Below are 12,081 nucleotides of genomic sequence, written 5' to 3'. Positions count from 1 at the left end.
CATAGGCGCCTTCTATGAACATCGCCGGCCTGTCCCTGCGGGACCTGGAATACGCCGTCGCCGTCGCCGACCACCGCCATTTCGGCCGCGCGGCGGAACGTTGCGGGGTGAGCCAGCCGTCGCTCAGCGCGCAGATCCGCAAGCTGGAGGATCTGCTCGGCATTCCGCTGTTCGAGCGCACGAGCCGCCGGGTCCTTCCGACGGCACAGGGCGAAGCGGTGATCCGCCAGGCACGCACCGTGCTGGAGGAGGCACAGCGCCTGATCGCCCTTGCGCGCGGGGCGGAGGGCGCCTTTGCCGGTCCCCTGACGCTCGGGGCCATACAGACGCTCGGCCCCTACCTGTTTCCCCACGTCCTGTCGCCGATCCGCAGGAATTTCCCGGAGGTGCAGCTCAGCCTCGCGGAGGGCCGGACGGAGGGGCTTCTGGCCGACCTGCGCGACGGGCGGGTGGACGCCGTCTTCCTGTCGCTGCCCGCCGAGGACGAGGGGCTGGCCGCGGAGCCGCTGTTCTTCGAACCCTTCCTGCTCGCCTACCCCGCCGGCCACCCGCTGGAGGCGCTTCCCGGCGTCGCCCTCGCCGACCTCGATCCGGGAGACCTCGTTCTGCTGGAGGAAGGGCACTGCCTGCGCGATCAGGCGCTGTCGCTCTGCGGGCGCCAGGGGCGCGGGACCCGCCACGCCACCGGCCTGGAAACCTTACGCCACATGGTCGCGGCCGGCGCCGGATACACCTTGATGCCCCTGCTCGCCGTCGCGAACCAGACGGACATGGGCGGGCTGATCGCCTACCGCCCCTTCGACCGCGATCCGCCGGGCCGCACGGTCGGGCTGGTCTGGCGCGCGAGCGACCCGCGCGGCGCCGGCTTCCGGGCGATGGCCGCTCTCATCCGGGGCCACGCGCCGCCGGGGACTCTGGAAACCGCCGCCTCAGGCGCCGGAGAGCCCATCATCGCTTGATGGGGCGGGGTGCGCTCCCTACACTCGGCCTGGACAACCGTTCCGATCAACGGAGCGGTCCCGAGCCGGACGGATGGAGCATCGGCGTTGCGCATCCTGGTCGTTGACGACTCCCCGCATCACTCCACGATGATGGTGTATGAGCTTCGCAAGCTCGGATACGCGGTCGAGACGGCGACAACGGGCGCCGAAGCCCTGGATCGGGCGGCGCGGGAGCAGTTCGACGTCGTCATGGTCGACGTCAAGCTGGCCGACATGACGGGCGTGGAGCTGTGCTGGCACCTCCGGACGAAGCAGGGCGCGCGCCACCTGTATCTGATCATCATGATCCCCGGCAGCATGACCGACCAGTATCATGAGCTGGTCGAGGGAGGCGCCGACGAGTTTCTGCGCAAACCGCTGGACTGGAAATGGACCGGTGCCCGCCTGCTGGCCGCGTCGCGCGTGGTCGCGATGCAGCGGGATCTCGAGCGGCTGGCCACCACCGACACCCTGACCGGCGCGCTGAACCGCCGCCGTTTTCTCGAACGCGGCGCCGAGGAATTCCTGAGGGCCCGCCGCTACGAGCGCCCGCTGTCGGTGCTGATGCTCGACATCGACCATTTCAAGCGCGTCAACGACACGCACGGGCACGGAATCGGCGACGAGGCCATCCGCCTGACCGTGCGCTGCTGCCAGCAGACCATCCGGACCAGCGACTTCGTCGGGCGCCTGGGCGGCGAGGAGTTCGCGATCGTGCTGCCGGAAACCAAGCCGCTGAGCGCTTTCTCGGTCGCCGAACGGCTGCGCGAAGCCATCGCGGCGGCGTCCCTTCCCGTTCCGCCTTCGGACGTCTTGAGGATCACGGTCAGCGTCGGGCTGAGCTGGATCGATCCGGCCGACGGCGGGATCGAGGCGCTGCTGGCGAAATCCGACGTGGCTCTCTACCGGGCCAAGCATGGCGGACGCAACCGCGTGGAGGTCGAACCCCAGCTGCGCCACGCCTCGGCGAGACGCGGCGCGGCCGGCGCGCGGGATGTCGCGGCCTCCTGATCGGCCTTCAAATTGTTGGTAATCCCTGCTTTTTCCCTCCGGAGCAACCTTCCCGGCGGGCACTCGCCGCCTATTTGAAGATTCCGGGTCCTATACCCACGGAACGCTTTTCAAACGCCGGGCACCACGCTAGTCAAGCGGCCCCCACGGCCCAGCCCCGGCTTGGGAACAGGAACGCTCATAGAGGAAAGCGATGCTGACATTGACCCAAGCGCATGTCCGTCTGGGACGCGCCGCCGCCGACAAGGCGGAAGCGATCCGGATGGCCGGGCAGACGATGGTCGAGGCCGGCCTGATCGAGCCCGGCTACATAGACAGCATGCTCCGGCGCGAGCAGGTGGCCGCCACCTATCTCGGCAGCGGGATCGCCATCCCGCACGGGCTGCCCGAGGCACGCGGATTCGTGCGCCAGACCGGCGTGGTCGTCGTGCAGTTCCCCGATGGCGTGACCTGGGCGGAGGAAGGTGCTGCCCGGATCGTGGTGGGCATCGCCGCCAAGTCCGACGAGCATCTGCAGGTCCTCGCCAACCTCACCGGCGTGCTCGGCGACCCCGCCAAGGCGGAGGAGCTGGGGCGCACCACCGACGCCGCCTTCGTCGCGGCCACGCTCAACGGTTCGGCCCTCGCCCCGCAGCCCGGCGCCACGGGCGCACCCATCACCGGGCGGACGATCCAGGTGACGTCGCCCGCGCCGCATGGCCTCCACGCACGCCCGGCGACGGCGCTCGTCTCGGTCGCCAAGCGCTTCCGTTCGGACGTCACGGTCCACCACAACGGCCAGTCCGCGAATGCGAAGAGCATGGTGACCCTGCTGCGCCTTGGCGCCAGCGGCGGCGCACCGCTGACCATCGCCGCCGAGGGGGACGACGCCGAGCAGGCGCTGGCCGCCATCCGCGCTGCCTTCGAGGCGGGGCTGGAGGAGGATGCCCCGGCGCCGTCCTCGCACGCCCCCACCCCCGCCGCCCCGGCGGTGCGCGTCGATTATGAGGGCCGAACCATCGCCGGTCTGTCGGCCTCGCCCGGCATCAACGCCGGCCCGGTCTGGGCCTACCAGCGCGAGAAGCTTGAGGTCGCGGAAAGGGCACCCGACGCCGCCCGCGAGCACCGCCGCCTCGACGAGGCTCTGGCCGGCGCCGCCGCCGACCTGAGGAACCTGTACGAGGAGTTCTGGAAGAAGGCCGGCGCCGCCAAGGCGGCCATCTTCAAGGCCCACCAGGAGTTGCTGGACGACCCGGACATGGTCGCCGACGCGAACCGCCGCATCGACGCCGGCCACAGCGCCGGCTGGGCTTGGCGTGCCGTCTACGAGGATCGCGCCGAGACGCTCGGCCGGCTGAAGGATCCCCTGCTGGCCGCACGCGCCGCCGACCTGCGGGACGTGGGCCGGCGCGTCCTGCGCCTGCTGGCCGAGGTGGTGGAAGGGGCGGCCGAGCTTCCCGCCCACCCCGTCATCCTACTGGCCGACGACCTGTCCCCGTCCGACACGGCCAAGCTCGACCCGGCGATGGTGCTGGGCCTCTGCACGGCCGGCGGGGGGGCCACCTCCCACACCGCGATCATTGCCCGCTCGCTCGACATCCCGGCGGTCGTGGCCGCCGGCCCGGCGGTGCTCGACCTGCCCAACGGGCAGGAATGCATCATCGACGGCGACGGCGGCCTGCTGGTCGTCGGCCCGACCGAGGCCGACCGGGGCCAAGCCGCGGCCCAGCGCGAACGGGTCCTGGCCCGCCGCGACGCGGAGCGTCTGGACCGCTACAAGCCCGCCGTCACCACCGACGGGCGCCGCGTGGAGGTCGCCGCGAACATCAGCGAGGCCGCGGAGGCGGTCCGCGCCGTCGATGCCGGCGGCGAGGGCGTCGGGCTGATGCGGACCGAGTTCCTGTTCCTCCAGCGCGACGAGCCGCCGGGCGAGGAGGAGCAGTACGAGGCCTACCGCACGATGGTGGAGGCCATGAACGGGCTGCCGATCATCCTGCGCACGCTCGACATCGGCGGCGACAAGAGCGTCCCCTACCTGTCCCTTCCGGCGGAGGAGAACCCCTTCCTCGGCGTGCGCGGCATCCGGCTCTGCTTCGAGCGGGAGGACCTGTTCCGCACCCAGCTCCGCGCCATCCTGCGGGCCTCCGCCCACGGACCGGTGCGGATCATGTACCCCATGGTCGCCTCGCTTGACGAGCTGCGGCGCGCCAAGCGGATCACGGAGGAGATCCGCCTGGACATTGGGGTCGCGCCGGTCGAGATCGGCATCATGATCGAGGTCCCCTCGGCCGTGATGATGGCCGACCAGCTCGCCCGCGAGGTCTCCTTCTTCTCCATCGGGACCAACGACCTGACGCAGTATGTGCTGGCGATGGACCGGCTGCACCCGGTGCTGGCCCCGCAGGCCGACGGGCTGCACCCGGCGGTGCTGCGCATGATCGACCAGACGGTGAAGGCCGCGCGCGGCGCCGGCATCTGGGTCGGCGCCTGCGGCGGCATCGCGGGCGATCCGGCCGGCGCCATCGTCCTGTCGGGCCTCGGGGTGAGCGAACTCAGCGTCGCCATCCCGAGCATTCCCTCCGTCAAGGCGCGCCTGCGCACCGTCGCCATGGCCGACGCGGAGGCCGTGGCGCGCGACGCGCTCGCCTGCGCCGCCGCCGCCGAGGTGCGGGCGCTGGTGCGCGCCATGCCCGCCGGGGAGGATGCGGCATGAGGGGGATCGTCACGGTCACGCCCAACGTGGCCATCGACCAGACGCTGGACTGCCCCGGCTTCACGGCGGGGACGGTCAACCGCGTCGCGAAGGAGACGCGCACGGCCGGCGGCAAGGGCATCAACGTCGCCGCCTTCCTGAGCGGCGGCCCGGCGCCGGTGACCGCCGCCGGTTTCCTGGGGGCCGACAACGCGGCGGTGTTCGAGGCGCTGTTCCGCGAGCGCGGCATCGGCGACCGCTGCATCCGCCTGAAGGGGGCGAGCCGCACCAACATCAAGGTGGTGGACGCGGCTGGCGGTTCCGTCACGGACATCAATCTTCCGGGCCTGAGCGTTCCGGACGGCGCCGTGGAGGAGCTGACGGCGGCGCTCGACGCGCTGGCGGCGGAGAACGGCCATTTCGTGCTCGCCGGAAGCCTGCCAGCCGGTCTCGCCCCGGACAGCTACGCCGCCTGGACCAAGCGGCTGCGCGAACGCGGCGCATTCGTGGCGGTGGACACCAGCGGCGCGCCCCTGCGGGCTGCCGTCGAGGTCAGGCCGGACATGGTGAAGCCGAACGCGCACGAGCTGTCGGAACTGCTCGGCCGTCCCCTGCCCGACCGCGATTCGGTGGTCCGCGCGGCAAGGGACCTCCACGCGTCGGGCATCGGACTCGTGGTCGTCTCGCTGGGCGGCGACGGGGCGGTGTTCGTCGGCGAGGAGGGTGCGCTTCTCGCCGTTCCGCCGAAGGTGGAGGTTGCCAGCACCGTCGGGGCGGGCGACGCCATGGTGGCGGGGGTCATCGCCGCGCGCGCCGCCGGGCTGGACCTGGAAAGCTGCGCCCGGCAGGGCACCGCCTTCGCGGCGGGAACCCTGGCGCAGCTCGGGCCCGTGTTGCCGCCGCCGGACTGCATCGACGCCCTGAAGCGCGCCGTGCGCGTCGAATCCCTTGGGCATGGCTGAAGACAGACGATTGGGTCGAGGACAAGAAAAATGGCAAGACTGGTGGCTGTAACGGCCTGCCCGACGGGAATCGCGCACACATTCATGGCGGCGGAGGCGCTTCGCCGCGTGGCCGTCCTGAAAGGCCACGAAATCGAGGTCGAGACCAGCGGGTCCGCCGGCGTGCGCACGCCGCTCGACAACGCGGCCATCGCGGCGGCCGACGGGGTGATCATCGCGGCGGACATCGCCGTGGAGGAGGACCGCTTCCAGGGCAAGCGGATCGTCCGCACCTCCACGGCGGCGGCGATCCGCGAAACGGGCCGCATCATCGACGAGGCGACAGGGGTGGTGCCGGTCACCGGCCCCGCGGCGCAGGCAAGGGCGGCGGAGCCGGCAGGCGCGCCCGCCGCGAGCAAGGCCGCTGCCGGCGCGGCGCGGTCCGGCCTGCTGGTCGCCATCACGGCCTGCCCGACCGGCATCGCCCACACATTCATGGCGGCGGAGGCGCTGACCCGCGCCGCCCGCGCCCAGGGCTACGACATCCGCGTCGAGACCCAGGGATCCGTCGGCGCCAAGAACACGCTGACGGATGAGGACATCGCCGCCGCCGACGCGGTCATCATCGGCGCCGACACTCATGTCTCGACCGACCGTTTCGCCGGCAAGCGCCTCTACAAGACCTCCGTCGGCGAGGCGCTGAAACAGCCGGAGCGGGCCATCGCCCAGGCGCTGGCCCTGCCGGTTCCGGCGGGCGGCGCCCAGCCGCGTGCGGCTTCGACCGCGGGCGCGCCGGCGGGCAAGAAGCAGGTCGACGCCGGCCCCTACAAGCATCTGCTGACCGGCGTCTCCTTCATGCTGCCCTTCGTGGTGGCGGGCGGCCTGATCATCGCCCTGTCCTTCGTGTTCGGCATCGAGGCCTTCAAGGAGAAGGGCACTCTGCCCGCCGCGCTGATGCAGATCGGCGGGGAGGCAGCCTTCGCGCTCATGGTGCCGGCGCTGGCCGGTTACATGGCCTATTCCATCGCCGACCGGCCCGGCATCGCGCCCGGCTTCATCGGCGGCATGCTGGCGAGCCAGGTGGGCGCCGGCTTCCTGGGCGGCATCGTCGCCGGCTTCCTCGCCGGCTATGTGGCGCGGGCCTGCCGCGACTACATCCGCCTGCCGGCCACGCTGGAAGGGCTGAAGCCGGTCCTCATCATCCCGCTGATCGCGACGCTGATCGTCGGGCTTCTGATGATCTATGTGGTCGGCGCGCCGGTGGCGGCCATCATGGCCGCCCTGACAAGTTTCCTGACCAGCCTCAGCGGCACCAACGCCGTGCTGCTCGGCCTGCTGCTCGGCGCCATGATGGCCTTCGACATGGGCGGTCCGGTGAACAAGGCGGCCTACGCCTTCGCGGTCGGGCTGCTCAGCAGCAACACCTTCCTGCCGATGGCCGCCGTCATGGCGGCGGGCATGACTCCGCCGCTGGGCGTGGCGCTGGCGACCGTCATCGCCAAGAACCGCTTCACCCTGCAGGAGCGCGAGGCGGGCAAGGCGGCGGCCGTGCTGGGCATCTCCTTCATCACCGAAGGGGTGATCCCCTTCGCCGCCAAGGATCCCCTGCGGGTCATCCCGGCGCTGATGATCGGCTCGGCGGTGACGGGGGCCATGTCCATGTGGTTTGGCTGCGGCCTGCGTGCGCCGCACGGCGGCGTCTTCGTGCTCGCAATCCCGAACGCGGTGGACCCGCTCGGTCCCTACATCCTGTCGATCGTCGTCGGTACCGTTATCACGGCCCTGGCGCTCGTCGTCCTCAAGCGTCCGGTCGATGAGGAGCCCCTGCCCGCCTCCGGTGCCACGGCGGCGGCACGGTAATCAGGCTCTGGAAAAGAAAAAGCCCCCGTCCTCGCGAACGGGGGCTTTTTCGTTCCGGTTGCCGCCGGGATCAGGCGCGGTGCAGGTTCCAGTCCGGCAGGCCGCGCGCGACGGACTGCGCCAGTGCCGCCACCAGGGCGCACTTGATCAGGTCGCCCGGCACGAAGGCGAGGTCGGCGAGCGCCGCCTGGGTCGGCTCCATCCTCGCCAGCAGCGTGAGCCCCACGATGCCGGAGAGATGAATAACGCCGATGCCGCCCGCCGCCGAGGCGGCGAAGGCCCGCGCCCAGACCGGGCCGGGAAGCAGCCCCATGACGGCACCCGCGACCAGCGCGCCAAACGGCCAGGCAAGCAGGTACCCCGCCGTCGGGCTGGCGAACACGCCGATGCCGCCGCGCCCACCCGACAGCAGGGGCAAGCCGAGCGCCACGCCGCCGAGGACCAGCAGCATGGCAAGGAAGGCGCGTTTCGGCCCGAGCAGGCAGCCGGCCAGCATGACGCCCAGCGTCTGGGCGGTGACCGGAACGCCGAAAGGCAGATCGATTTTCGGGATCAGCCCGAGGACGGCGACGAGCGCCGCGAAGAGGGCGATGTGGGCAATGGAGCGGGAGGAGCCGGACTGCATGGGGGCCTCGGTGGAAAGGAACGGCCCTCCACTATCACCGACCGAGCCGCGCCGACAACGCTTCCGCGGCCCGGTCAGCCGCCGCCAGGGCCTGAATCGCGAGGGGCGCCAGAAGACGCCAGCCGCCGGCTCGCCCGCTGCGTGCGCGGTGCGCCTCGTCGAGCCTCTGCCATTGCGCGAAGAAGGTTTCGATAAACCGCAGCATGAGCCCGAAGGCGAGAGCCATCCGCTCCGCCGGCAGGCCGAACAGCTTCAGGGGCCGAAGCAGCGTTTCCGCGACGGACAGCAGGTCATCGAATCGGGTGGTGAGCGTCAGCGCCATGCCGAGCGCCGACAGGCTGCCCAGCCGGAGGGCGGTGACCGCGCCGTCCCGCCAGGATCCCACCAGCGCGTGAAAGAGCAGGATGAGGAGCAGGGCGACCGCCAGCCCCCGGAAGGCGCCGAGCGCCCTGCCCGCCTCCCGCCCAAGGGAGAGGTAGAGCGCCGCGACCGCCAGCGCCGCCGCGCCGAGCAGCGCCTGGTCGGCCGTCATAAATAGGGCCGTGCCCGCCAGGGACAGCCCCGCCAGCTTCACCCCGGCGGGAACACGGTGCAGCCAGCCCGGCCGTTCAAGATAGAAGCTGTGCATCGCCCGCCCGCTCCGCCCGATCCTCGACATCCGCCCGATAGGCAGCGCAGACCTCCCGCCCCGGCCCGTCGGCGCGGATCCGTCCCCCGTCCAGCCAAAGCACGCGCTCGAACTCCAGGAGCGGCTCGAGCACATGGCTGGACAGCACCACCTGCCGGTCGGTGGTCCGGACATGCCGCACCAGCCGGGCCTGCGCAGGAAGGTCGAGGCTGGCGAAGGGCTCGTCCAGCAGCAGGGTGCGGGGCCCCATGATGTCCAGCGCCATCAGGCACAGCCTCTGCCGCTGCCCCTGGCTGAGGCTCCCGACGGCCCGGTCCGCCCAGCCATCCAGGCCACGCTCGCCCAGATAGGCGGAGGCCCGGCGCCGGGCCTCCCGCCGCCCCTCTCCCTGCGCCGTCAGGCTGAAGGCCAGTTCCTCCACGACGGTCGGGAAGATGATCTGATCGTCCGGGTTCTGGAACAGGATGCCGACGAGGCCGGGCAGCCGGGTCCGCTCCTTGCCCGCATCCGCCCCATGGACGGTCACGCTTCCGGAGTCCGGAGCCAGAAGGCCGCAGGCGACCCGCAACAGGCTGCTCTTCCCGGCGCCGTTGTCCCCGACGAGTCCAATGCGCGGCTCCGTCAGCGACAGGGACAGCCCGTCGAACAGCGTCGCTGCGCCCCGGCGCAAGGTCACGGACTGAAGATGAATGCCCTGTTCGGTCATGACGGTCGTCTTGAGGCCCGGTCCTGCGGTGGATGGTCGAAGCGGCGGCAGCTATAGCCCAGGCGCGGTGCGGCTACTAGGCCCGGTCTTGCGGGCTTGGCAAACAATCCGCTGAACCGAGAATTCGTTTGGCGTCCGAAGCAAAGATGGGCTGGAGAGGCGTTTACCGATCTCTCTATTGCAGGCGATCCAAACAATGGAAAAGAGAAACGCCGATAGCTTTGTTCGGTCCGCAAATCTATACCGCCAGCACGTTCCGGTGATGCGATACGAGCATTACTTGCGCGACCGCGCTGGGCCTATATTCAGCTCATCGAGATTGATGGAGGCCACCATGGCTCACACTGCTTACAGCCACTCCGAGTTTGGTAGCGACGCCGGCTCGAAGCTGCTGCGTGTCGTGGCCGATGTGTTCGCGGGCATCCGCGACGGCTACCGCGCCTACGCCCGTTTCCAGGAGCTGACCGCTCAGAGCGGCGGAACGATCAACGGCAGCGCCGCCCTCGCCCGTCAGGCGATGTTCGAGTCCGACCGCGCCTGACGCGCGGTTCCGGCGGCCATTCCGCCGGTCCCTGTTACGAAAAGCCCTGCCCGCGCATCCGCGCGACGGCGGGGCTTTTCGTTTTCACGCCTGCCCGTTCTCTCGCCGGCTTGCCCCGGCCGGATCAGGACCAGCCGCCGTCCACGGTGAACTCCTGGGCGGTGCAGGCCGCGCTGTCGTCGGCGGCCAGGAACAGCGCCATCGCCGCGATGTGGTGCGGCATGACGCGGTCCTTGATGCATTGGCTGGCGTCGATCTGCTTGGCGCTTTCCGGCGTGACCCACAGGTCGAGCTGGCGCTGCGTCATCACCCAGCCCGGCAGCAGCGTGTTGACGCGGATGCCGAACGGCCCGAGATCGCGCGCGAGGCCCCGGGTCAGCCCATGCACGCTCGCCTTCGCCATGGTGTAGGCCGGCATGCCACCCTGCCCGATCTTCCAGCTGATCGAGCCGAAATTGACGATGGAGCCGCGCCCGAACCGCTTCATGTGCGGAGCGATGGACTGGGCCGCGAAGAACATCGGGCGCTGGTTGATCGCCATGCGCTCGTCCCAATACTCCACCGTCACCTCTTCGACGGCGTGGCGCTGGTCGTTCGCGGCGTTGTTCAGAAGGACGCTGACATCGCCCAGTTGCCCGCGCACCTGCTCGATGGCCGCCTGAAGTGCGGGAATGTCGCGGAGATCGCAGGGAATGAAGAGCGGCGCCTGCCCTGTTTCCTCCTTCACGCGGTCGCACAGGGCGCGGCTTTCCGTCTCGGCAATGTCCACGAAGGCGACGCGGGCACCTTGCGCCGCGAAGGACCGCGTCAGTTCGGCGCCGATCCCAGACCCGCCGCCGGTGATGAAGGTCACTCGGTCGCGCAGGCTGGGATAACGGGCTTCGTTGCTCATGTCGCGTCTCCAGCAAATTTTGTGTTCTGGCACCCGGACCCTAGCGGCAGAGCGAACGCGACGGAAGAGGCTGGCCTCACGCGGCGTCAAGCCGCGCCCGCACCTCGCTCGCGATGGCGAGGGAGGCGGTGAGCCCCGGGCTCTCGATCCCGAAGAGGTTGACCAGTCCGGCGAGGCCATGCGCCTCCGGCCCGTCGATCCGGAAATCGGCGGCGGCCTCATTCGCGGCGACCAGCTTCGGCCTAATGCCGGAATAGCCGGGCGTCAGCGACTCGTCCCTTAGATCCGGCCAGTAGCGGCGGATCGCCTCGTAGAACCCAGCGCAGCGATTCGGGTCCACCGTGTAGTCGATCGCGTCGACCCATTCCACGTCCGGGCCGAAACGCGCCTGCCCGCCGAGGTCGAGCGTCAGGTGGACGCCGAGCCCCGCCTTGTTCGGCATTGGGTAGATCAGGCGCGTGAAGGGCGAGCGCCCGGCCAGCACGAAGTAGTTTCCCTTCGCGTAGCGCATCTGGGGAACATGGGCCGCGTCCAACCCGGCGATGGCGCCCGCGACCCTGGAGGCGTGCAGACCCGCCGCGTTGACGAGGATGGAGGTGGTGAAGCTCGTCGGCTCTTCCCCGCCGGCCCGGACCTGGAATTCGCCCTCGCCCAGAGTTTCCGCCCCTTCGAAGGGTGTGCGGAAGGCGATGGAGGCTCCGGCGCTCTCGGCGTCGCCCTGGTAGGCGACCATCAACGCGTGGCTGTCCAGGATGCCGGTAACGGGCGAGAGCACGGCCCCGGCGGTGCGCAGCGCGGGTTCGAGCCGTCTGGCCTCGGCCGCGTCGATGATTCGCAGTTCCTCCACCCCGTTCTCCGTCCCGCGCCGGTGGATCGCCTCCAGTTCGGGCACCTCCGATTCGTCGCTCGCCACCAGGAGCTTTCCGCAGCGGCGGTGAGGAACCCCGCGCTCCGCCATGTAGGCGTACAGCCGCCGGCGGCCCTCGACGCAGAGCCGCGCCTTCAGTGATCCCCTTGGGTAGTAAAGTCCGGCATGGATCACTTCGCTGTTGCGCGAGGAGGTTTCCGAGCCGATGGAGGCGGCTGTTTCCAGAACCACAACCGAACAGCCGGAGAGAGCCAGTTCGCGGGCGACCGCCAGACCGACCACGCCAGCCCCGACCACCGTTGCATCGAAATCCGCCATGGAAGCCTCAGATCCGCCGAAAATACGGGCGCATGGACGC

At 70.5% G+C, this 12,081-nt stretch carries 11 protein-coding genes; 6 read left to right on the top strand and 5 right to left on the bottom strand.

What is annotated here, in order from left to right:
* The first annotated feature begins 14 nt into the window (after positions 1–14).
* The 5 genes from JUB11_RS11830 to JUB11_RS11810 all read left to right on the top strand — a co-directional run bounded on the left by JUB11_RS11830 (position 15) and on the right by JUB11_RS11810 (position 7,463).
* A complete protein-coding gene (locus tag JUB11_RS11830) occupies positions 15–959 on the top strand; it encodes a LysR substrate-binding domain-containing protein (RefSeq protein ID WP_207458747.1) in 945 nt (314 codons plus the stop codon).
* 87 nt (positions 960–1,046) lie between these two features.
* Positions 1,047–1,991: a diguanylate cyclase gene (locus JUB11_RS11825; protein WP_207458746.1), complete on the top strand. Its 945-nt coding sequence runs from the start codon at positions 1,047–1,049 to the stop codon at positions 1,989–1,991.
* 193 nt (positions 1,992–2,184) lie between these two features.
* Positions 2,185–4,683 (top strand): phosphoenolpyruvate--protein phosphotransferase, encoded by a 2,499-nt coding sequence (gene ptsP, locus JUB11_RS11820; RefSeq protein ID WP_207458745.1) that lies wholly within the window; start codon positions 2,185–2,187, stop codon positions 4,681–4,683.
* Positions 4,680–5,624: a 1-phosphofructokinase gene (pfkB, locus tag JUB11_RS11815; RefSeq protein WP_207458744.1), complete on the top strand. Its 945-nt coding sequence runs from the start codon at positions 4,680–4,682 to the stop codon at positions 5,622–5,624. Before ptsP ends, pfkB begins: the two co-directional genes overlap by 4 nt.
* 30 nt (positions 5,625–5,654) lie before the next feature.
* Entirely contained in the window at positions 5,655–7,463 is a 1,809-nt protein-coding gene (locus JUB11_RS11810; RefSeq protein WP_207458743.1) for a PTS fructose-like transporter subunit IIB, read from the top strand.
* 70 nt (positions 7,464–7,533) lie between these two features.
* Here JUB11_RS11810 and JUB11_RS11805 read toward each other — a convergent pair whose 3' ends face one another.
* The 3 genes from JUB11_RS11805 to JUB11_RS11795 are packed head-to-tail and all read right to left on the bottom strand — an operon-like array spanning position 7,534 to position 9,422.
* Positions 7,534–8,088: a biotin transporter BioY gene (locus JUB11_RS11805; protein WP_207458742.1), complete on the bottom strand. Its 555-nt coding sequence runs from the start codon at positions 8,086–8,088 to the stop codon at positions 7,534–7,536.
* A gap of 34 nt (positions 8,089–8,122) precedes the next feature.
* A complete protein-coding gene (locus JUB11_RS11800) occupies positions 8,123–8,716 on the bottom strand; it encodes an energy-coupling factor transporter transmembrane protein EcfT (RefSeq protein WP_207458741.1) in 594 nt (197 codons plus the stop codon).
* Entirely contained in the window at positions 8,697–9,422 is a 726-nt protein-coding gene (locus JUB11_RS11795) for an ABC transporter ATP-binding protein (protein WP_207458740.1), read from the bottom strand. The genes JUB11_RS11800 and JUB11_RS11795 overlap by 20 nt, the downstream gene beginning before the upstream one ends.
* A gap of 334 nt (positions 9,423–9,756) precedes the next feature.
* Between JUB11_RS11795 and JUB11_RS11790 the strand changes: the two genes are divergently transcribed.
* A complete protein-coding gene (locus JUB11_RS11790; protein WP_207458739.1) occupies positions 9,757–9,963 on the top strand; it encodes a hypothetical protein in 207 nt (68 codons plus the stop codon).
* Between the two features lie 124 nt (positions 9,964–10,087).
* Here JUB11_RS11790 and JUB11_RS11785 read toward each other — a convergent pair whose 3' ends face one another.
* Positions 10,088–10,855, bottom strand: a complete 768-nt coding sequence (locus JUB11_RS11785) for an SDR family oxidoreductase (protein WP_207458738.1) — start codon at positions 10,853–10,855, stop codon at positions 10,088–10,090.
* A gap of 76 nt (positions 10,856–10,931) precedes the next feature.
* Entirely contained in the window at positions 10,932–12,041 is a 1,110-nt protein-coding gene (locus JUB11_RS11780; RefSeq protein WP_207458737.1) for an NAD(P)/FAD-dependent oxidoreductase, read from the bottom strand.
* Positions 12,042–12,081: the final 40 nt, after the last annotated feature.

It is taken from the genome of Azospirillum sp. SYSU D00513, from assembly GCF_017356015.1.
In the GTDB taxonomy this organism is placed as follows: domain Bacteria; phylum Pseudomonadota; class Alphaproteobacteria; order Azospirillales; family Azospirillaceae; genus Azospirillum.
This window is presented reverse-complemented; position numbering and strand designations above follow the sequence as displayed.